Below are 20435 nucleotides of genomic sequence, written 5' to 3'. Positions count from 1 at the left end.
TTGTGATATAGAGTATAAAAATACTTTTAACCTATGATTAACTATGACTTTTATCACATCGCTGAAGCGATTTTTGGGATGCGGGAAACGGTAAAAAAGTGATGGTGACATGCCGAAATATATACAACAATATTCATGAAAATTATTCTCAAAATATGAAAAAGCATTGAGAAAACTGTATAGTTGAGCCGTTGAAAGCCTGTATATTGTGTGTTACGATTGATGCATAGAGTTAATCTCGATGTATATGAGATACATATATCTCATTGTACTTGAGAGAAAAAAGTTATCTCACGGTAATTAGAATTAATATTCAACTATGTTCCTGAGGAGGGATTATCTTGCGCGAGATTCAAGTATCTGAAATCACAAAAACAGTCCGTCAAATGTGTATGGACGCAGCTTACCACTTGCCAAAAGACATCTATGAAGGCTTGAAAAAAGGCCGTGAAACAGAAGAGTCTCCAGTTGGTTGCATCGTTCTCGATCAAATCATCAAAAATGCAGAAATTGCTGATGCTGAAGATCGTCCATACTGCCAAGATACTGGTATGACATTGGTATTCTTAGAAGTAGGTCAAGACGTACATTTTGTTGGTGGCGATCTTAAAGAAGCTATCAATGAAGGTGTTGCTCAAGGCTATGTAGAAGGTTACCTTCGTAAATCCGTTGTAGCAGAACCATTGTTCAACCGTAAAAACACTCAAAACAATACACCTGCAATCATTTACATCGATATCGTTCCTGGCGATAAAGTAGAAATCAACGTAGAACTTAAAGGTTTCGGTTCCGAAAACAAATCTGACGTAGCTATGTTGGTACCTGCAGATGGCGTTGAAGGCGTTAAAAATGCAGTTCTTGAAATCGTAAAACATGCTGGCCCTAACCCATGCCCTCCAATCGTACTTGGCGTAGGTATTGGTGGTACTATGGACCAAGCAGCTGTTATGTCCAAAAAAGCTTTGCTTCGCGATATTAGCACTCCTCACAAAGATCCTGAGTATGCAAAATTGGAAGAAGAAATTTTGGAAATGGTTAACAAAACTGGTATCGGTCCACAATTGGGCGGCACAACAACTTGTATCGGTGTAAACATCGAATGGGGTGCAACTCATATCGCCGGCCTTCCTGTTGCTGTTACTATTATGTGTCATGCTGCTCGTCATAAACACGTAGTACTTTAATCGGTAGGAGGTAATTACAATGGCTGAAACAATTCGCATTAATACTGAAGAATATAATGAAGAGTTTTCCCGTAAATTAAAAGTTGGTGATAGCGTACTTATCACTGGCAAAATTTACTCCGCTCGTGACGCTGCTCATAAAGTTATGACTGAAGCTTTAGCACGCGGTGAAAAATTACCAATCGATTGGACTAACAAATTCGTTTACTACCTTGGCCCAACACCTGCAAAACCTGGTGACCCAATTGGTTCCGCTGGTCCTACAACTTCTGGTCGTATGGACGCTTACACACCAACAATGCTTGATCAAGGTATCAAAGGCATGATCGGTAAAGGTTCCCGTAAACCAGCAGTAGTTGAATCCATGAAGAAAAATGGTTGCACATACTTCGCAGCAGTTGGTGGCGCTGCAGCATTGATTGCAAAATCCATCAAAAAATACGAAGTACTTGCTTATGGTGAACTTGGTCCAGAAGCTTTGGCTGAATTGACAGTTGAAGATTTCCCTTGCATCGTAGTTGGCGATACTGAAGGTAACAACTTCTACGAACAAGGTCAAAAACCTTACAGAAAAATCTAATATCACCGTTGAGTGATTAAAAGAGGCTTGCATTTGCAAGCCTCTTTTTATTTGTAGAAAATCTATATGTATCACTGTAAATGTATATATTTAATGATTATTACATTGTTTATTAGTATGATAGTAATAAATAAAACTACTTTTATAATTACTATAGTCTTATGTAATGTTCACTTGTATTGCGTAGAGTAAAGTCTACCGATTCTGTCCATTTTGTGATAATATACATATAGATTTATACATTCAAAGTGAGTGAGGCGATATCATGACTTCTGTAGAAACTATTCGTCAGTCAGTGCGCACAGCGATGGCTGAATTACTCGATTTGGCAAAGGTTCGAGAAGGTCAATTATTCGTTGTGGGCTGTTCCACTAGCGAAGTTATGGGTAAGAAAATAGGTACTGATTCCCACATTGATGTGGCTCAGGTCTTATTTGATGAGATATATAAAGCAGTTAAAGCTAAAGGCCTTAATTTAGCTGTTCAATGCTGCGAACATATTAACCGTGCGCTTGTTATGGAACGTAGCGCGGTAACATGGGAGGAAGAGGTTAATGTAGTGCCTCAACGTCATGCAGGTGGAGCTATGGCTGTTACTGCTTATGAACGTTTTGAAGATCCAGTGATGGTTGAATTTATTCAAGCTGATGCTGGTATCGATATTGGGGATACTTTTATAGGCATGCATATGAAACATGTTACCGTACCAGTGCGCCTCAGCATTAAAGAAATTGGTGGGGCCCATGTAACAGCTTGTCGTGTTCGACCTAAGAGCATTGGTGGTGAACGTGCTGCATATAATGAAGCGTTGATGTAGGGGGTTAGTATGTCAAACGTAATACCGTATTTTGTATTAGCCGTTGTGGCGCTCGGATTTTTTGCTATTTGTTACGCCGTTTTTAATCGTAATGATGGTGAAAGCCAAGCGAATCATGAGCATCGTGATAGATCTGTTACTAAGACTAATGATGAACATCATAAAGAAAAATCGGTTAATGAATCCAAGGTTGGGGATGTAACGGTTACACATGAAGGTGGAACCAATGTATATACAGCCTCCATTATGGATGACAATAAGGATTCCGAAGCTTCTGAATCTATGGTGGATCATGAAGATACATCCTATAATCGACGAGATGGGAATCAATTACATGTTGAAAATTCCTCTACAGGATATTCATTAGCCTTAGGTCATCAAGCAGAGTCAACTCAGACAGAGTCTGTTAAACCAATCTTGGAAGAACAGGAACCTGTTCAAGATTCAACTGTTTCTGGTGAATCTATCCAACAAGAATCTGCTTCCCAAGAGGTGCCAGTATCTAGTCCAATAACACCTAGTATGGATGAAACTATTGTAATGCCGGCAGTTTTAGATAATAGACTTCAAAATGTTGAACATAATGCTACTCCATTGATGGATAAGACCATTGTTCTCGATGCCGTAACAGATGAACTTCGTAATCGTGCTAATTCCGTAGAGGATACGATTGCTATGGGCGAATCTGTAGAAGCATTAGAAGCTGATGAAGCTGAGAATTTAGATGTTACGCAAATGATTGGTGGTGCTGATGAGGTACAAACAGCAGAAGGTCCATCTGTATTGGATGAAACACGCTTGTTTGACGCTTCTGAAATAGAGGCGCAATTGGCGGCAGCTAGTATGGTTGAAGAAGAGGTACCTACAGGGCAATGGGCTAAAGCAGCACATGAAGATAAATGTGTTGAGTTGGCGATTGCACCATTTGTTCATGCTTTTGGTGTATTACATGGCGATACACAACATTATGTGGAATCTATTACAAGAGATGCGTTAGCAGCTCTTAATATTACCAAGTTAGCTGAAGTTAATGCGCTTCTAGACAATATTGTTATTCAAGAAGCATTAATGAGTATGCAAAAGGCGTATGCCGCTACGAATACAGAGTGGATGAAATCCGCTGCGTTAGGTGCATTCCTGGATGTAGTACAATCACCTAAGTCTAGTACTCCGTACCTTGTAGCCTTTGATGCATTACGCGTATTGCCACATTTAACGCTAGGTCATTTCCAAGTCATGGCATTGACCCTATTATTACAATACTCTAGAAACTCTAATAACTATGGATTGATTCACTTCCAACATTATGTAGAAAAATATATTGAGCCATTCATTTCTGATTTGCCTCAAAACAATTCTTTCTATCGTCAGCTAGATTACTTACGCTGTACGCAAGAGGAACGTGAACCAATTACATTAGCTCAAGTGTTATCCAATTCCTATCCATTTGTGTTTAACTATCGTGGCTTCTCCAAGGAGGAACTCTTCCGTGCTACTGATGGTCATGGCGTCGATCCACGCTATGTGGTGCGTAGCTTGAACTCTAATCTTTATAAATTGGCATTGGTTGACGAGTCTTTAGCACCTCGTTTCTTTAGACAAACTCGCATTTCTGATTCTATGGTTCAACGTGATCTCATTGCGCTTATGAAGAGTAAACCGACTGCTTTCAGAGGTCAAGAAGCACGTGATATTATGGATGATATTTCTCCAGTTCTATTAGATTTGGCGGATGTATTTGATCATACGCCGATGTCTAAAATCAGCTTAACCTTACTAGGTCTTTACTTAGGCCGAGCTCATGTGAAAGCAACTATTGGTGAAGAATTCGATTTATCTCATTGGTTCTAATAACCAAAGAAAATAATTAAACTATAAAAGGTCTCCCTAGATGATCTAGGGAGACCTTTTTCGTTTGATTATATGTTAGAACGAATAATTGTATTATTTATTAGAAATGACGATTTGGTTACATGTTAGAAACTATTAAAACCAAATTCTTCAATTCCTTCAATATCTTTTAACGTTACAGTACGACCTGTAATATCGATAATACCTTCATCGCGAAGTCGACCGAGCTCACGACTAAGTGCTGTGCGTGATACGTTTAGCACCTCTGCCATTTGCTCGCGGTTATGCGGTAGATGAATTGTTGTAGATTGTTGGCGTTTATAAATATCTGTTAAGTATGCAAAAATCTTTTCGCGCATCCCTTTAAGTGTTAGGTAATGAACCTTTCTTGTTAAAAGGATGGCCTTTTCAGATAAATCCTCTAATAGGTTAGATAAGATTTTAGTTTGGCATTGTTGGCAATCTGGCAATGTATCGATAAATGTTTCGAGAGGGATGAACATAATCTTGGTTACCTTTGTAGCCTTAATAGTAGCAGGCCATAGTGGTTGTTTACTAAATAGCAATGCTTCACCAAAAATATCGGATTGTTCAAGGTTTGCCATGATGACCCGTTGGCCCATTACATTTTCACGTGTGAGCAAGGCACTGCCTTCAAGAATAACACCGATACCTTCCATAGGATCCCCAGAGAGGGCAATGAAATCGTTTTTCTTATAGCTATGTACAATAACCTTTGCATTATGTAAATAGCCTCTTAATTCAGGCTCACCTAATTTCTTGAATAGAGGACAGTGTATAAGAGTAGGTAGATATTGGTTGATAATATCGTTTGAAAGTATTTGCTTCATGAGCACCTCCGGTGTGACGAAGTCTATAGTAAATTAAAATGATTATTGTATAATAATAGTAGAAGGTCAAATGACCTACCTGTTCCACAAGGGGAGTCAGGTAAAATTTTTTGAAAAGTTTTTTTATTTGTTGCCCAAGCTACAGAAATTGTATCACCTTTACGTTATACTTTCAAATGTAATCAATCAGACACCTGATAATTCATCAGTGTAATGTATAGGTTTTATATTATCTAGCTTGAATGCGAGAAAGTCTCGCAAAGGAGGATTTTTAAATGAGCATGTTCTGTTATCAATGCGAACAATCTGCAGCACCAGGCGGCTGTACTGTACAAGGTGTATGTGGTAAAACTGCACCAGTTGCTAATTTACAAGACGAATTAACTGCTGCTTTAGTTGGTTTAGCACGCGCTTTAGACGTAAAAGGCCAAACTAAAGAAGGCGTTGACTATTTAATGCGTGGTTTGTTCATGTGTGTAACAAACGTAAACTTCTCTGAAGAACGCGTTCAAGAATTCATCGATGAAGTAAACGCTTATCATGCAAAAATCGATAGCGCAGCTCAAAACTTCGATTGGGAACAATTGTGGAAAGGTGAAGAAGATATCGTATCCCTTCGTTCCACATTATTGTTAGGTATGCGTGGTATGGCTGCTTATGCATGGCATGCTGCACGCCTTGGTTTCCATGATCCAGAAGTTGATGCTTGGTTCATCAAAGGCATGGTAGAATTCGCTAAAGACCATAGCGCTGAAGAATGGTTGAACTTGTTGATGGAATTTGGCCAAATCAACTTGAAATGCATGGCTATTCTTGATAAAGCTAACACTGAAACATATGGTACTCCAGTACCAACTACAGTACCTTTGACTGTAGAACCAGGTCCTTTCATCGTTGTAACTGGTCATGACCTTCACGACTTGAACCAATTGTTGGAACAAACTGATGGTAAAGGCGTAAACATCTATACTCATGGTGAAATGTTACCTTGCCACGCTTACCCTGAATTGAAAAAACATCCTCAATTGAAAGGTAACTTCGGTACTGCATGGCAAAACCAACAAAAAGAATTCGTTGACGTTCCTGGCGCGTTCTTGTTCACTACAAACTGCATTATGCCACCAAAAGAAAACTATAAAGCTAATATCTTCACTACAGATATGGTAGGTTTCGATGGCTGTGCACACGTAGAAGAAAAAGAAGATGGTACAAAAGACTTCTCCGCTGTTATTAACCGTGCAATCGAATTGGGCGGCTACAAAGAAGCTCAAGAATTCACTGGTATCAACGGTGGTCACGAAGTAACTACTGGTTTCGGTCATGGCACAGTATTGGGCATTGCTGATAAAGTAATCGACGCTGTAAAAGCTGGCGCAATTAAACACTTCTTCTTAGTTGGTGGTTGCGACGGTGCTAAAGTAGGCCGTAACTACTACACAGAATTCGTAAAACAAACTCCAGATGATACTGTAGTATTAACATTGGCTTGTGGTAAATTCCGCTTCAACGACCTTAACATCGGTGAAATCGGTGGTATCCCTCGTATCCTTGATATGGGTCAATGTAACGATGCTTACTCCGCTATTCAAGTAGCAGTAGCTTTGGCTGGTGCATTTGAATGTGACGTAAACGACTTGCCATTAACATTGGTATTGTCCTGGTACGAACAAAAAGCGGTATGTATCTTGTTAACATTGTTGGCATTGGGTATCCGCAACATCTACATCGGACCTTCCTTGCCTAAATTCTTCTCCAGCAATGTATTGAACATTTTGGTAGAAAAATTCCAATTACATCCAATTACAACTCCAGAAGCTGACATGAAAGCTATCTTGGGCTAATAGGATCCATTAACTTATTAACTACAGTCCTACTTCCCCTCTCTTTTATGATTTAGGACTGTTGTTATAAATAACGCACCTTAGGTTTGCCTAAGGTGCGTTTTTTACTATTTTGTGAAAGCTATCTGTTAGTGGCTGTATATTGATGGGGCCCTGTTTTGTATCTACAACTTAGTCCTCCGTATGTGTACAAAAATACTGCTAATGTGCATATAGACATTGATCAATATCGATTGTTATACTATAGGTAAAGTAAGAATTTTCTCACATTATTTATGTGTATATAGAGGCGTGTATGAATAGTATTTTTGATATTATAGGGCCTGTTATGATTGGCCCGTCTAGTTCGCATACAGCGGGTGCTGCGCGGCTAGGTAAGATGGCGCGGTGCATTTTCCGTTCCACACCTAAAAAGGTAGATTTAACCTTATATGGCTCTTTTGCTAAGACCTATAAAGGCCATGGTACAGACCGTGCCTTGATTGGGGGCTTATTAGGTTTTAAAGAGGATGATACGAATATTCGTGTTGCTCATAAATTAGCTGAAAAAGAGGGCATGGAGTATAACTTTATCGAGTCTCCTCTTGATGTAGGTCATCCTAATGTAGTTCGTTTTGATATGTACGATGAACATAATCGTCATATGACTGTGATTGGTCGATCTCTTGGTGGCGGTCAAATTATGATTACCGAAGTAGATGGCAATGATATGTCTATTACTGGCGATGAGTTTACTCTTGTTGTATTCCATGAAGATAGACCTGGCGCCATCTCTTTGGTGAGCCAAGCATTGAGTGAGTCTGATATTAATATTGCAACGATGCGTGTATTCCGTAAGGGTAAGCACAAGGATGCAGTGATGGTCATTACTACCGATACAGTAGTAAATCCAATTACCGTTCAGTTTATGCGCGAGTGTCCAGGCATTCAAGATGTGATGACCTTTGAAGCGTTATAGGAGGGCGAATGATGAGTTATGCATACGATACAATTGCAGATATTATTCGCTTAGCTGAGGAAAATAACATTTCCTTTGGCGAAGTAGTGCTGCGTTATGAATTAGAAAATTATGACCGCAGTGAAGAAGCGGTTATTCGTGAAATAGAGCATCGTTTAGATATCTTTGAAGGTTCTATTCAAGATGGTATAGATTATGCGGAGAAAACGGCCTCTGGTATGTCCGGTGGTCAGGCGGCACAGCTTAACGGTCAAACTCCAAGATTTATGAGTGATATTGCGTATAAGGCAATGACCTATGCTATTGCTGTAAACGAAGCGAATGCTAAAATGTTCCGCATTGTTGCTTGTCCTACTGCAGGATCTTGTGGTGTTATGCCTGGTGCTGTGAAAGCCGTAGCTGATCATTACAAGTTAGATAGAGCCACTGTAGTAAAAGGTTTCTTGGCTGCCTCTGGCATTGGCAATGTCGTAGCGAATCGCGCTTGTGTGGCCGGTGCCGTTGGTGGATGCCAAGCAGAAATTGGTACGGCCGCTTGTATGGCTGCCGGTGCCATTGTAGAAATGATGGGTGGTACACCACGTCAAGTAGGACATGCTATCGCATTGTGTATGAAAAACTTATTAGGCCTCGCTTGTGATCCAGTAGCAGGGCTTGTAGAGGTGCCGTGCGTTAAACGTAATGGTTTCTATGCAGTTCATGCTATTACGGCATCTGAATTGGCGTTGATGAATATTGAAAGTCAAATTCCACCAGATGAAGTTATTGAAGCAATGAATAATATCGGTCGCGCTATGCCAGCAGCATTGCGTGAAACAAGTGATGGCGGCCTTGCGGTAACACCGACGGGTACAGCTATTGCAGAACGAGTGCAATCCTTATAGGATTGCACTTTTTTCATGCTTTCATTTGTAGTAAAATAAAGGTTAGACTAGTTCAGAAAGGAGTGTGCATGATGGAACAAGCCAATCGAATATTGACTGTATTAGAAGAAGCAGGTTATGAAGCCTATATCATTGGCGGAGCAGTGCGTGATATTTTGATGCATCAAAAGCCTCATGACTTTGATATTGTGACGTCTGCACGCCCTGATACGGTAATTGAAGTCCTACGCGGTCAAGATATTCAAACGACAGACTTAGTAGGAAAATCTTTTGGTGTAGTAGTAGCTACACTAGAAGGAAAGCAATATGAAATTGCAACGTATCGCACTGAACGATATGGAGCGGATAGCCATCGACCAGAAGAAATCGCTTATGCCGATACCTTGGAGGAAGACGTGTTGCGTCGCGACTTTACGGTCAATGGCATGGCGATGAATCGTTTTGGTGAGGTCATAGATCTAGTAGGGGGACGTCGAGATATCAAGCATAAGACATTGCGAACCATTGGGAATGCACAGCAACGCTTTGAAGAAGACGCATTGCGATTATTTAGAGCATGCCGCTTTGTGGCAAAGCTAGATTTCTTACCTACCGAAGACTTATTAGAAGCTATGCCAAAGGCATTTTATCGTGTGCCTGGGTTATCTCTTGAGAGAGTCCGTAGTGAACTGGACCGACTCATGTTAGAGCCCGCTGTGGCTAAGGGCCTTGATGTATTAGTACAATCTCGCTTGGCCGAGTGCTCTTGTCGCGTTGTAGAAAATGGCGTGACTCGTGAAGTGCCTATTTTACCAGAGCTATACCATCTTGTGAATTTACCACAAGAAAAAGACTTTCACGAATTTGATGGTTGGTATCATACATTAGCCGTTGTATCTCATACAGAACCAGATTTAATATTGCGTTGGGGTGCACTGTTACACGATGTAGCAAAGGGGATGCCGGCGGTACGAGCTGTTATTAACGGACGTTTGACGGATCGTGGCCATGATACATTAGGTGCTGAAATGACAGAAACCTTGCTTACTCGTTTAGGTTACCCTAAGGCTTTTGTGCGCCGTGTAGCTTGGATTGTAAAAAATCATATGCGCTTTCACTATTTTGTACAAAATGGGGAAGCTAATGAGAAGAAGTGGATCCGTAAAGAGGCTCGCAGCGGTGAGTTTCGAGATAGTCAAATTATGCGAATTGCATGGGAACAATTATCTAAGGTTTGTGCTGCCGATGTGTTAGGCTGTGGGAAGCCTTATGCATCGACTGATGGTACCTTAGCCTTTGGTGAATGTATGGCAGATCTTAGCCTAGAGATGCCTATCCATACAAAGGATTTAAATTATGACGAACGAGTTATTAAGCTTGCAGGGAAAAAAGTGGGGGAAGGATTGCAGTATTTATTAGGTCAGGTACAAAATGGGGTGATTCCCAATGAACCAGATGCATTATATGATGCATTAGACCATAAGTTACGCCGTCCAGTGGAGAAATGATGAAGTTATTAAATAAAGCGTTATTACGCATGAGTGATTGGAGTCGCACTACGTGGTGCCTTGCCATACTCATGACCGTTGCCTTCGTCCTTATCGGACGTTTAGCACAGTTACAGGTCTTTGATACCTTTGACCTAGAGAAGAAAAACTTATTACAAGTTCAAGTAGATAGAAAATTACAATCGCCGCGCGGTACAATCTATGACCGTAATGGCAAGCCTTTGGCGATGAGTGTAGTTACAAAATCTTTATATGCGGATCCGAAGATGATTAAACAGTCTCCTCAAGAGATTGCGGATCTCATCTCACCGTATGTAACGATGTCAAAAGAGAATATTGTGAAAGCTTTGCAAGAGGATACCGCCTTTGTCTGGTTGAATCGTATGATGGATGCAGACAAATCAAAAGCGGTACAACAAGTTATTAAGGATAATAATATTGCAGGCCTCAATTTCGTTGAAGAATCTAAGCGCTATTATCCAAATGGTGTCTTAGCGGCACAAGTATTAGGCTTTGTCGGCACTGATGATAAAGGTCTTGATGGTCTAGAAATGGTTCTTGATGACGAATTAAAGGGGGGCGTACAACAAGAAATTGTAGCTACTGATAATAAAGGGAATGCCATCTTTGGTTCCGTATTATCTAAATTTTTACCAGATAAGGGTAAAAGCGTAACCTTAACCATCGATGCAACAATTCAATTTATTGCAGAACGCGCTCTTGATAAGGCGATGGTTGATACAGGAGCTAAGCATGCCAGCGTTATCGTTATGGATCCAAAGAACGGTGAAATATTAGCGATGGCCAATCGTCCAAGTTATGATCCTAATAACTACAACCAAAGTGGTGAAGAGGCTTTCAAAAATATTGCGGTTACCAATTTATATGAACCAGGCTCTACATTCAAACCTATCATTGCATCTGCAGCTCTTGCAGCAGGCAAATGGAAGTTAGACACTGTGTATAACGATAAAGGGGCCTTCGCTGCCAATGGACATATCATTAGAAACTGGAATGGTGAGGGATATGGTCCTGTTCGTTTGCTAGATATTTTGAAGTACTCTATTAATACTGGTATGGCTGAAATTGGTACATTAACAGGTGCAGATATTCTCTCGAAATATATACGTGATTATGGCTTTGGCTCTGAAACAGGTATTGAGTTACCTGGCGAAGGGGCTGGTATCTTGTATAATCCAGATGATATGAGTAAGCTAGATGTGGCGACTATGTCCATCGGTCAAGGTATTGCGGTTACACCATTACAAATGGTTCGTGCTTTTGGTGCCCTTGCTAATGGCGGTGCCATGATGAAACCACATATTATCAAGTCCTATAGTAATTCCCAAGGTGATGTGACCAGTACGACAGAAACATCTGTTGTGGGACAACCGGTTCCAGCGGAAACGGCCAAAACCATTGTAGATATTCTAGAAAAAGAAGTATCTGAAGGTGGCGGTACAAAAGCGATGGTAGAAGGTTATCACTTCGGCGGTAAAACTGGTACGGCGCAAAAACTAGATACCAAACATGGCGGTTATCTCGACGGACAATACATTGCGTCCTTTATTGGCTTTGGCCCTGTAGAGGATCCAAAATTTGTAGTTCTTGTCGTTATTGATGACCCACAAAAGGGTTCTTATTATGGTAGTCAAATTGTAGCCCCTGTATTTAAGGACATCGTATCTCAACTTGTACGGTATTACCAAATGAGTCCGTATGTTAAAGAAAGTACACCAGTAGCTGTTAAAGCTGCTAATACATTACCTGAACCAAAACCGGGAAGTGATGGTTCTGTTACATTGCCTAACTTTACTGGTTTTACCTATGGTGAAGTGCGTGATTGGTTACATAAGGCGGGACTTGCCTTTAAACCGGATGGAACTGGTACGGCTACATCTCAAGATGAAAGTAGCGGTACAACTGTTCAGGCTGGTACAGCAATTACTGTTCATTTCCGTAGATAAAACGAATTCGGTCATAATTAGAAATTATAGACAGTTCGTTATATAATAGAATAAGAGACTTAGGTGCCTCTCCGGAGGCACCTTATTTTATAGATAGTTTGAATGAATGGAGATACTTATGATCGAATTACGCGGTAAAGCAGTAGCAGACGCTCACAAGGCGATTTTACAAGAAAAAGTTGCAGCAGTTGGCGACTCTGTAATTACTATGGCAGTATTACTCGTTGGTGAAGACCACGGTGCTCATATGTACGCTACATTTATGGAAAAGACAGCCAAGAACTTTGGCTATGGCTTTGTGTTAAAACAATTACCTGAAACGGCTACACAGGATGAAGTAGTTACAGCATTGCAAGAATTAAATAATGATGCGGCTGTTCATGGGATTTTACCGTTAATGCCGATGCCTAAACACATTGATACAGAGGCTCTTATCGATATGCTAGATCCTAAAAAAGATATCGATGGTCTAACTACGTATAATATTGGTCTTGTAACTGCCGGTAAAGGTGGCTTTGCCCCTTGTACTGCCAAGGCGTGCATGGCGATTTTAAACCACTATGATATTCCTGTAGAGGGTAAACATGTGGTAGTAATCGGTCGTAGCCAAGTGATTGGTAAGCCGGTAGCTCTTATGACACTTGGTGCACATGGTACGGTTACAATGTGCCATTCCAGAACCCCTGATTTGGCAGAACAAGTAAAACGTGGCGATATCGTTATTGCTGCAGCGGGTCGTGCTCATATGATTACAGCAGATATGATTAAGCCAGGTGCTGTTGTTATCGATGTAGGCATTAATGAACTAGAAGGTAAGACGGTAGGCGATGTTGATTATGAAGCGGTAAAAGATATTGCGTCTGCAATTACTCCAGTGCCTGGTGGTGTAGGCTCTGTAACGACTACTATGATGCTTGAAGCTGTATATGAGGCATACCATGCATGAGATGTCTATAGCAGAAGGTATACTTGATGTAGCCCTCGATACATTGCGCCAACACGATGCATCTGTGATTCATTCCGTTCAACTCGATTTGGGCCTTATGAGTGGAGTAGAGCCAGATTCTCTCCTATTTTGCTGGGAAGCCGTTACAAAGGGGACTGCAGCAGAAGGTTCGCGTATAGAAATTAATACGATTCCTATTGAAGGAAAGTGCTTGGATTGTGATAAAACATTTCCTGTAGAAAATTATAAGTTTATCTGTCCCTATTGTGACAGTCATTTCGTACAAACCATTGGTGGCCGCGAACTACAAGTGACCTCCATGGATATCGATTGATAGAAAGGTTAGGCATGCAAGTTCAAGTTAAAACTAATGTATTGGCAAAAAATGATGCCATTGCAGAGTCCTTACAACAGTTGTTTAAGGAAAAAAATATTTTTGTATTTAATCTATTAGGTTCTCCAGGGGCTGGTAAAACATCTCTATTGGAGGCAACTTTACATGATTTGAAAAAAGATTACCGCCTTGCTGTTATTGAAGGTGATTTATTTACTGCTAAGGATGCGGAACGGATTCATGAATTAGGCGTTCCTGTTATTCAAATCAATACAGTGGGAGGTTGCCATCTTGATGCACAAATGATTCAAGATGCACTAGGTGATTTAAATCTTGATGAACTCGATATGATCATTATCGAGAATGTAGGTAACCTTGTATGCCCTGCAGAATTTGAGATTGGTGAAAGCATGAAGGTAACTGTATTATCTGTTACTGAAGGTGAAGATAAGCCTCTTAAATACCCATTAATCTTTAAAGAGTCAAAGGCTATTCTCATTAATAAGATAGATTTATTGCCTTATGTACCATTTAAAAAAGACAAGGCAATACAAGATATACGTAATTTGAATCCAACAGGAGAGATTTTTGAAGTAAGTTGCACGGCCCATAATGGGTTAGAGCCATGGTTGACATGGTTGCGTGCGCAATTGGAGAGTAATCGATGAATCATTCTATTAAGAGCCGTATCGTAGCGGCACTTTTAGTTGGCCTATCTGCTACAACGGTAGGGTATGCGGCAGAACCGGCTATTTCGACTGTGAAACAAACTGCGGTGGAATCTACAGAGAATGCAAATGATGTTGCACATACGGATGATAAGACAACTGTAGAAGCAGCGGGAACTGATGCGGCTGAGTCTGTTGCGTATATAGATAATGCACCGATTAAAGCTGTTAAAATCGATACAAAGACAAAAAAGGAAAGCACTAAAACAGGATGGCTAGCTGAACAAATGGCAGTTACCGAGTTTGGTGATTCCATACAGTTTTGGCAAGCAGCTAGCGAAAATGAAGGTCCATTGCCTAGCGTAACGCAAAATAACTTGGCTGATATTGGTAAGTCTTATACGGCTAATAATTTGCCAGCTTTAGGGTCTGAAGATGATTATGCTATTGATGGGTATCGCTTAGGAGATCAGTTTGTAGCGCCTAAAGATGTAGAAAAAACAGTGGTTCGTGATAACTTTACGACGTACTATATGAAAGACTTGGAGGTGACCGTTTATACGGGACCTGCTCAAGAGCGTTTAGTAAATAATCAATTGCGCGGTCAAGGTGCTACTTATTTCTTTGAACCGAATACTATTACTAATATTCATAGTACGAAAAAAGGCGTCCACACTGTACGCGATATTGGTGTTGGTAGCACGCGCATGGAATTGGTATTTGCCTATGGTAGCCCTATTGCGATGTGGCGTGATTTGAAAAATGAAAGTTATATCTTCCTATATGAAGGTCATTCCGAAAATTCATGGTCTCGAAAAAAGGAATTTAATAGCTCGATAGAGAATACAAATAATAATAGCCAACAACAATCTATGCTAGGACAACAGAAAGAATATATTGCTTTCACCATCAAACAAAGCAATGTAGAGGCTGTTGATATGATTAGTGGTCAAGTATGGCCAAGATTTGGATTGCCTAAAGCTCCAGTATATGATTTTCAAGCAGGTAAATTGACTGCTGATGATTTTGTGTTGCGTGGCTATAAATTAAATGATTATTTTGTTAATGATCCCAATAATGATTGGAAACATCAAGGTATGTTGTTTGGGTCCACATTTATTGGATATAACGAATATGGCGTGAGTGTTGATAAAAAAAATCTCATCAATCGTGTTCTATTAAATATTTACACGCCTACTCGTCGCGGTATTGCGATGGGGGATACTAAATACTTATTGCTCTTTGTATATGGTATGCCTACTCGTATTGTTGAATCTACAACAAATGCGGGCACATCTACTGTATATGAATATAAAAATCCAGCGGCAAGCGACTCATATTTACAGTTTGCCCTAGATGATAAAAACCAATATATCAAATCCGTTATGTTATCTGACCGTCCAGTTAAGTAGGAACGGTTACAGCGAGGAGGCAAGGGATATGGTTACAGTTCAAGATGTAAGAGAACGTTGGGAACAAATTCAAGGTGATGATGAACGTATATTGTTTATCGTTGGTGGTCCTGGTTCTGGTAAAAGTTTGTTGATTCGTGAATTATCTGAACAAAAAGGTTGGAAGTACTTAGAGGCAAAACAACTTATTGAAGAAGAGTTTTTATTAGTACCTCGTGATGAAAGACCACAACTTGCAGAAGAAGTAATTCGTCGTGCATTAAGTCGCAGTGATACAGAAGTTGTTCTTATCGATGGTATTAATGTATTGTTTGCACCGATATTAAATTTAAATCCTCTTGAACTATTAAAGACTATTAGTAAAACATATCCGATTGTTGTAGGTTGGCGTGGTCATCTCGAAGGTGATCAATTATACTTAGAACACAATAATGATCCAAAACATGCGGTAGTGACAATCACTAAACCTGATCGTGTTATGGTTATTGATTAATAGAGTTATATTGATTGCTGAGGGCATTATATATTGCCATGAGTTATGACCGCATATAAAAGGCAGGTGATATCATGGACCAATATGTAATTGCCCTCATTTTAGGTGTTATAGAAGGTATAACAGAATGTATTCCTGTATCTAGTACAGGGCATATGATTATTATTGGGCCGATTCCTGTGATAATAGGTCTTTTGGTAGGCGCCCTTTTTATGATTTATGCAGAAAAAAGACGAGTGACTACAAGACTGGTAGATTCTGTAAATAATTTATCTATATACCAATGCTTCCAGATTGGGCTCTATCAAATGCTCTGTTTGTGGCCTGGATTTTCGCGGTCTGGTGCTACCATTGCAGGGGGCATGTTAATCGGTTGTACTCGAAGCGCTGCTGCTGATTTTTCGTTTATCATGGCTGTACCAGTTATGATTATTGTTTGTATATATGATTTGTTACGGGTAATACATTTATTAGACTTAAATGATATTATTATGTTTGCCATTGGCACACTCGTGTCATATATAGTGGGTTATATTACGGTAAAAGTATTTTTGTGGTACTTGAATCGATCCTCTTTATCCTCCTTTGGGTATTATCGGATAATAGTGGCTATATTAGCAATTATCTATCTTTATCTATGATTGCCAATGAGGAAAAAATGAAGTTTAAAAAGTTTAGAAAAAATACTTGCATAGGGTATCGTTTCATGTTATTATGATTAAGCACTAAGGGATACCGCAGTGAACGAAAAAAACTTCAAAAAAGTTTTTAAAAAGTTCTTGACACTTAGTGGGACGGATGATAAAATACATCTTGTCGTAATGATGCTGGCGTAGCTCAATTGGTAGAGCAGCTGACTTGTAATCAGCAGGTTGTGGGTTCAATTCCTATCGCCAGCTCCATTTTATTTTGGAGGGATTCCCGAGCGGCCAAAGGGAGCAGACTGTAAATCTGCCGTCTTCGACTTCGAAGGTTCGAATCCTTCTCCCTCCACCATTTATAGCGGGGTGGAGCAGTTGGTAGCTCGTCGGGCTCATAACCCGAAGGTCGCAGGTTCAAGTCCTGTCCCCGCAACCACAAAAATTCACAGTGAAATGATCGTTCATTGTGCTGGTGTAGCTCAGTCGGCAGAGCGTATCCTTGGTAAGGATAAGGTCACCGGTTCAATCCCGGTCACTAGCTCCATACATGGCGGCATAGCTCAGTTGGCTAGAGCAATCGGTTCATACCCGGTGTGTCCGCGGTTCAAATCCGTGTGCCGCCACCATTAAACCTCACATTGGTGAGGATTTTTTATTTCTCCATAAAATATAAATTGAAGCTGATGAGTGTAAGGATTACATTTGTCAGTTTTTTTATTTTAGAAGAATATTTGTATTTTTAGGCTTATAGGACAAAAAGTGTGTGTAAAAACCCTTATAACACTAGATATTTACTAGTGTTATAAGGGTTTAATCTTTTTTTGGAGAAGTTTGAGGGTGGACAAAAAGTGTGGGTGAAAACATCAATTAACCCTTGTAATTACTGACTAAAATGAGGTTATATCTTCCTATATATAAACAAATATGGAGGAAGAGTTTATGCGACAAATAAAATGTCCTGATTGTAATGAAACATGCATTAAACACGGTGTTTTAAAATCTGGTTCTCAGCGTTGGTTTTGCAAACATTGTAAGGTGGCATTTACCGTTAAAATTAATAATTTAAGTAAAGAGTTAAGCCTATTCTTGAATTGGTTATTCAGCACCAATATTCAAGCTGATATGCCTGGTAAAGGTCGTACATTCAGGCGTAAAACCGCTAAATTTTGGTCCATATGGCCATTGCCACCAAAAGTGGAAGAAGTACATGATGTGGTATATCTTGATGGAATTTACTTAGCTAGGAATTTATGTGTTTTGATTTGTTGCAATGATACTCATGTTCTAGGATGGTATGTCTGTCGTTATGAGCATGCTAGAGCTTGGCAGTGTTTAATGGAACGGATTGCCGAACCTAAAGTTGTTGTGTCTGATGGTGCTAATGGTTTGCCTAAAGCATTACGTAAAGTTTGGCCTCATAGCAGTCACCAAAGATGCTTGTTTCACATTTTTTGTCAGGTTAGACGATATACGACAAGTAGACCTAAAACGTTAGCAGGAAAGGATCTTTATACTCTGGCTAAAGATTTATTTAATGTGAAAACAATGGATCAAGCTCTTGTATGGATTAATGAACTTTCAGCGTGGCGAATGACATATTCTGATTTTTTACGAGAAATGACGATTGATGAATTCGGAAACAAACGCTCTACACATGAGCGTTTGCTTAAAGCCGAATCATCATTATGGCGTCTGATTAGGCAACAAACTTTATTTACATTTTTGGAATGTATTGATATTACAGTACCTACAACAAATAATCGTATTGAAGGTGGAGTAAATGCTCAACTAAGAAGTATGTTACGATCTCATAGGGGCCTTTCACTTGAAAGAAGACTAAAAGCGGTCTATTGGTGGTGCTATATGCACTCACCAAGACCGCTTTCTATTTCAGATATATTAAATTGTATGCCTACAGATGAATCGATTGCTGCTATCTACAAACGGTTATCTGATTATTGCCAAATAGATCGCTCAATACCTCAATGGGGTGATGCTCCTGTTTGGAATGAGCTACATATGTCTACAGATTTTCCAACTTATTGGGATTAGTCACACACACTTTTTGTCCTATAACCCTATTTTTAGAAGTTTTTCTATATATGGTATAATAATGTATAAGGGAATCTTATATTCCATTGATAAATTAGGGTTAATATATTATATTAATACTAGAATGTAATTTGTTTTTGTGAAGGAGGATACAATCCTAATGGCAAAAGAAAAATTTGAACGTACGAAACCGCATGTTAACATTGGTACAATCGGTCACGTTGACCATGGTAAAACTACTTTGACTGCTGCAATCACTAAAGTATTGGCTGAAAAAGGTCAAGCTGATTTCCAAGATTACAGCATGATCGATAAAGCTCCAGAAGAACGTGAACGCGGTATCACAATCAACACTGCACACGTTGAATACGAAACTGAAAACCGTCACTATGCACACGTTGACTGCCCAGGCCATGCTGACTATGTTAAAAACATGATCACTGGTGCGGCTCAAATGGACGGCGCTATCTTGGTATGTTCCGCAGCTGACGGCCCTATGCCTCAAACTCGCGAACACATCTTGTTGGCTCGCCAAGTTGGTGTTCCTGCAATCGTAGTATTCTTGAACAAAGCTGACATGGTTGACGATGAAGAATTGATCGAATTAGTAGAAATGGAAGTTCGTGAACTTCTTTCTTCCTACGAATTCCCTGGCGACGAAGTACCTATCGTTGTAGGTTCCGCTTTGAAAGCTTTGGAAGGCGACGCTCAATATGTAGCTAAAATCGACGAATTGATGGCAGCTGTAGACTCCTACATCCCAACTCCAGTTCGTGATACTGACAAACCTTTCTTGATGCCTGTGGAAGACGTATTCACAATCACTGGTCGTGGTACAGTAGCAACTGGCCGTGTTGAACGTGGTCAAGTAAACGTAGGCGACACAGTAGAAGTTGTAGGCTTGAAAGAAAAAGCTGAACAATACGTAGTAACTGGTCTTGAAATGTTCCGTAAAACTTTGGATTCTGCAGTAGCAGGTGATAACGTTGGTGCATTGCTTCGTGGTGTAGACCGCAAAGACATCGAACGTGGTCAAGTATTGGCTAAACCAGGTTCCATCAAACCACACACAAAATTCAAAGCAGAAGTATACGTATTGACTAAAGAAGAAGGTGGCCGTCATACTCCATTCTTCTCCAACTACCGTCCACAATTCTACTTCCGTACAACAGACGTAACAGGTGTTGTAAACCTTCCTGAAGGTGTAGAAATGTGTATGCCTGGCGATAACGTAACAATGGATATCGAATTGATCACTCCAATCGCTATCGAAGAAGGTCTTCGTTTCGCGATCCGCGAAGGTGGCCATACAGTAGGCGCTGGCGTTGTAACTGAAATCGAAGGTTAATTCATAATCTTTGTAGTAAATAGGACCCCAATTGGGGTCCTATTTTTGTATTAATTTATATATTGTTTATTGTATTTGTAACCAAAGATACAGAATTATTCTACTAATAGTGCTATTATTA

At 40.0% G+C, this 20435-nt stretch carries 18 protein-coding genes and 5 tRNA genes; 22 read left to right on the top strand and 1 reads right to left on the bottom strand.

What is annotated here, in order from left to right; genetic code table 11:
* Window positions 1–341 precede the first annotated feature (341 nt).
* The 4 genes from VRHSUH10_RS05440 (at window position 342) to VRHSUH10_RS05425 (ending at window position 4432) form a co-directional block, all read left to right on the top strand.
* Window positions 342–1184, top strand: coding sequence for a fumarate hydratase (locus VRHSUH10_RS05440; RefSeq protein ID WP_039968967.1), 843 nt, complete (start codon window positions 342–344; stop codon window positions 1182–1184).
* 19 nt (window positions 1185–1203) lie between these two features.
* Window positions 1204–1764: a Fe-S-containing hydro-lyase gene (locus VRHSUH10_RS05435; protein ID WP_005385442.1), complete on the top strand. Its 561-nt coding sequence runs from the start codon at window positions 1204–1206 to the stop codon at window positions 1762–1764.
* A gap of 265 nt (window positions 1765–2029) precedes the next feature.
* A complete protein-coding gene (locus VRHSUH10_RS05430) occupies window positions 2030–2581 on the top strand; it encodes a TIGR01440 family protein (RefSeq protein ID WP_105089720.1) in 552 nt (183 codons plus the stop codon).
* Window positions 2582–2590: 9 nt separating this feature from the next.
* The gene (locus tag VRHSUH10_RS05425) at window positions 2591–4432 is read left to right on the top strand and encodes an LPO_1073/Vpar_1526 family protein (RefSeq protein WP_105089719.1); all 1842 of its coding nucleotides are present in this window, start codon (window positions 2591–2593) and stop codon (window positions 4430–4432) included.
* Window positions 4433–4557: 125 nt separating this feature from the next.
* On the opposite strand, the gene VRHSUH10_RS05420 is transcribed toward VRHSUH10_RS05425, so the two are convergent.
* The gene (locus VRHSUH10_RS05420; RefSeq protein ID WP_105089718.1) at window positions 4558–5283 is read right to left on the bottom strand and encodes a Crp/Fnr family transcriptional regulator; all 726 of its coding nucleotides are present in this window, start codon (window positions 5281–5283) and stop codon (window positions 4558–4560) included.
* Between the two features lie 275 nt (window positions 5284–5558).
* On the opposite strand from VRHSUH10_RS05420, the gene hcp reads away from it, so the two are divergent.
* From hcp to tuf, 18 genes are all read left to right on the top strand, one after another.
* Window positions 5559–7124, top strand: a complete 1566-nt coding sequence (gene hcp / locus VRHSUH10_RS05415) for a hydroxylamine reductase (protein WP_105089717.1) — start codon at window positions 5559–5561, stop codon at window positions 7122–7124.
* Window positions 7125–7419: 295 nt separating this feature from the next.
* Window positions 7420–8082: an L-serine ammonia-lyase, iron-sulfur-dependent subunit beta gene (gene sdaAB, locus VRHSUH10_RS05410; protein WP_005385446.1), complete on the top strand. Its 663-nt coding sequence runs from the start codon at window positions 7420–7422 to the stop codon at window positions 8080–8082.
* A gap of 11 nt (window positions 8083–8093) precedes the next feature.
* Window positions 8094–8966 carry an L-serine ammonia-lyase, iron-sulfur-dependent, subunit alpha gene (sdaAA, locus tag VRHSUH10_RS05405; protein ID WP_105090033.1) on the top strand — a complete coding sequence of 291 codons (873 nt, stop codon included), beginning with the start codon at window positions 8094–8096 and terminating at the stop codon, window positions 8964–8966.
* A gap of 68 nt (window positions 8967–9034) precedes the next feature.
* Window positions 9035–10453, top strand: coding sequence for a CCA tRNA nucleotidyltransferase (locus VRHSUH10_RS05400; protein WP_105089716.1), 1419 nt, complete (start codon window positions 9035–9037; stop codon window positions 10451–10453).
* Window positions 10453–12420 carry a penicillin-binding transpeptidase domain-containing protein gene (locus VRHSUH10_RS05395; RefSeq protein ID WP_199176267.1) on the top strand — a complete coding sequence of 656 codons (1968 nt, stop codon included), beginning with the start codon at window positions 10453–10455 and terminating at the stop codon, window positions 12418–12420. The genes VRHSUH10_RS05400 and VRHSUH10_RS05395 overlap by 1 nt, the downstream gene beginning before the upstream one ends.
* A 118-nt stretch (window positions 12421–12538) precedes the next feature.
* Window positions 12539–13366 (top strand): bifunctional 5,10-methylenetetrahydrofolate dehydrogenase/5,10-methenyltetrahydrofolate cyclohydrolase, encoded by an 828-nt coding sequence (locus tag VRHSUH10_RS05390; RefSeq protein ID WP_060924355.1) that lies wholly within the window; start codon window positions 12539–12541, stop codon window positions 13364–13366.
* Complete coding sequence (gene hypA, locus VRHSUH10_RS05385; RefSeq protein WP_005385455.1) at window positions 13359–13700, top strand: hydrogenase maturation nickel metallochaperone HypA; 342 nt, start codon at window positions 13359–13361, stop codon at window positions 13698–13700. The genes VRHSUH10_RS05390 and hypA overlap by 8 nt, the downstream gene beginning before the upstream one ends.
* A 14-nt stretch (window positions 13701–13714) precedes the next feature.
* Window positions 13715–14368, top strand: a complete 654-nt coding sequence (hypB, locus tag VRHSUH10_RS05380) for a hydrogenase nickel incorporation protein HypB (protein WP_005385456.1) — start codon at window positions 13715–13717, stop codon at window positions 14366–14368.
* Window positions 14365–15780, top strand: coding sequence for a hypothetical protein (locus VRHSUH10_RS05375; RefSeq protein WP_105084933.1), 1416 nt, complete (start codon window positions 14365–14367; stop codon window positions 15778–15780). The genes hypB and VRHSUH10_RS05375 overlap by 4 nt, the downstream gene beginning before the upstream one ends.
* A 28-nt stretch (window positions 15781–15808) precedes the next feature.
* Complete coding sequence (gene brxF, locus VRHSUH10_RS05370; protein ID WP_005379848.1) at window positions 15809–16273, top strand: BREX-3 system P-loop-containing protein BrxF; 465 nt, start codon at window positions 15809–15811, stop codon at window positions 16271–16273.
* Window positions 16274–16347: 74 nt separating this feature from the next.
* On the top strand, window positions 16348–16914 hold the full coding sequence (locus VRHSUH10_RS05365; RefSeq protein WP_105089714.1) for an undecaprenyl-diphosphate phosphatase: 567 nt from the start codon (window positions 16348–16350) through the stop codon (window positions 16912–16914).
* A 185-nt stretch (window positions 16915–17099) separates the two neighbouring features.
* Window positions 17100–17175 (top strand) — tRNA-Thr (locus VRHSUH10_RS05360).
* Between the two features lie 9 nt (window positions 17176–17184).
* Window positions 17185–17269: transfer RNA gene (locus VRHSUH10_RS05355), tRNA-Tyr, on the top strand.
* A gap of 5 nt (window positions 17270–17274) precedes the next feature.
* Window positions 17275–17350: transfer RNA gene (locus VRHSUH10_RS05350), tRNA-Met, on the top strand.
* A gap of 32 nt (window positions 17351–17382) precedes the next feature.
* Window positions 17383–17458 (top strand) — tRNA-Thr (locus VRHSUH10_RS05345).
* Window positions 17459–17463: 5 nt separating this feature from the next.
* Window positions 17464–17540 (top strand) — tRNA-Met (locus tag VRHSUH10_RS05340).
* Window positions 17541–17853: 313 nt separating this feature from the next.
* Complete coding sequence (locus tag VRHSUH10_RS05335; protein ID WP_105085552.1) at window positions 17854–18966, top strand: IS1249 family transposase; 1113 nt, start codon at window positions 17854–17856, stop codon at window positions 18964–18966.
* Between the two features lie 160 nt (window positions 18967–19126).
* A complete protein-coding gene (gene tuf / locus VRHSUH10_RS05330; protein ID WP_105084932.1) occupies window positions 19127–20314 on the top strand; it encodes an elongation factor Tu in 1188 nt (395 codons plus the stop codon).
* The last annotated feature ends 121 nt before the right edge of the window (window positions 20315–20435 follow it).

It is taken from the genome of Veillonella sp. T11011-6, assembly GCF_002959755.1.
In the GTDB taxonomy this organism is placed as follows: Bacteria; Bacillota; Negativicutes; order Veillonellales; family Veillonellaceae; genus Veillonella.
The sequence above is the reverse complement of the archived record's forward strand: the minus strand, read 5'-3'. Positions and strand labels throughout refer to the sequence as shown.

What these genes read in the sequence shown, in the direction of transcription:
- VRHSUH10_RS05395 (WP_199176267.1), top strand. Translation starts at nt 10,453, where the DNA reads ATGAAGTTATTAAATAAAGCGTTATTACGCATGAGTGATTGGAGTCGC.
- VRHSUH10_RS05375 (WP_105084933.1), top strand. Translation starts at nt 14,365, where the DNA reads ATGAATCATTCTATTAAGAGCCGTATCGTAGCGGCACTTTTAGTTGGC.
- VRHSUH10_RS05390 (WP_060924355.1), top strand. Translation starts at nt 12,539, where the DNA reads ATGATCGAATTACGCGGTAAAGCAGTAGCAGACGCTCACAAGGCGATT.
- VRHSUH10_RS05400 (WP_105089716.1), top strand. Translation starts at nt 9,035, where the DNA reads ATGATGGAACAAGCCAATCGAATATTGACTGTATTAGAAGAAGCAGGT.
- sdaAB (WP_005385446.1), top strand. Translation starts at nt 7,420, where the DNA reads ATGAATAGTATTTTTGATATTATAGGGCCTGTTATGATTGGCCCGTCT.
- hcp (WP_105089717.1), top strand. Translation starts at nt 5,559, where the DNA reads ATGAGCATGTTCTGTTATCAATGCGAACAATCTGCAGCACCAGGCGGC.
- VRHSUH10_RS05425 (WP_105089719.1), top strand. Translation starts at nt 2,591, where the DNA reads ATGTCAAACGTAATACCGTATTTTGTATTAGCCGTTGTGGCGCTCGGA.
- VRHSUH10_RS05430 (WP_105089720.1), top strand. Translation starts at nt 2,030, where the DNA reads ATGACTTCTGTAGAAACTATTCGTCAGTCAGTGCGCACAGCGATGGCT.
- VRHSUH10_RS05335 (WP_105085552.1), top strand. Translation starts at nt 17,854, where the DNA reads ATGCGACAAATAAAATGTCCTGATTGTAATGAAACATGCATTAAACAC.
- VRHSUH10_RS05435 (WP_005385442.1), top strand. Translation starts at nt 1,204, where the DNA reads ATGGCTGAAACAATTCGCATTAATACTGAAGAATATAATGAAGAGTTT.
- VRHSUH10_RS05420 (WP_105089718.1), bottom strand. Translation starts at nt 5,283, where the DNA reads ATGAAGCAAATACTTTCAAACGATATTATCAACCAATATCTACCTACT.
- brxF (WP_005379848.1), top strand. Translation starts at nt 15,809, where the DNA reads ATGGTTACAGTTCAAGATGTAAGAGAACGTTGGGAACAAATTCAAGGT.
- hypA (WP_005385455.1), top strand. Translation starts at nt 13,359, where the DNA reads ATGCATGAGATGTCTATAGCAGAAGGTATACTTGATGTAGCCCTCGAT.
- tuf (WP_105084932.1), top strand. Translation starts at nt 19,127, where the DNA reads ATGGCAAAAGAAAAATTTGAACGTACGAAACCGCATGTTAACATTGGT.
- sdaAA (WP_105090033.1), top strand. Translation starts at nt 8,094, where the DNA reads ATGAGTTATGCATACGATACAATTGCAGATATTATTCGCTTAGCTGAG.
- hypB (WP_005385456.1), top strand. Translation starts at nt 13,715, where the DNA reads ATGCAAGTTCAAGTTAAAACTAATGTATTGGCAAAAAATGATGCCATT.
- VRHSUH10_RS05365 (WP_105089714.1), top strand. Translation starts at nt 16,348, where the DNA reads ATGGACCAATATGTAATTGCCCTCATTTTAGGTGTTATAGAAGGTATA.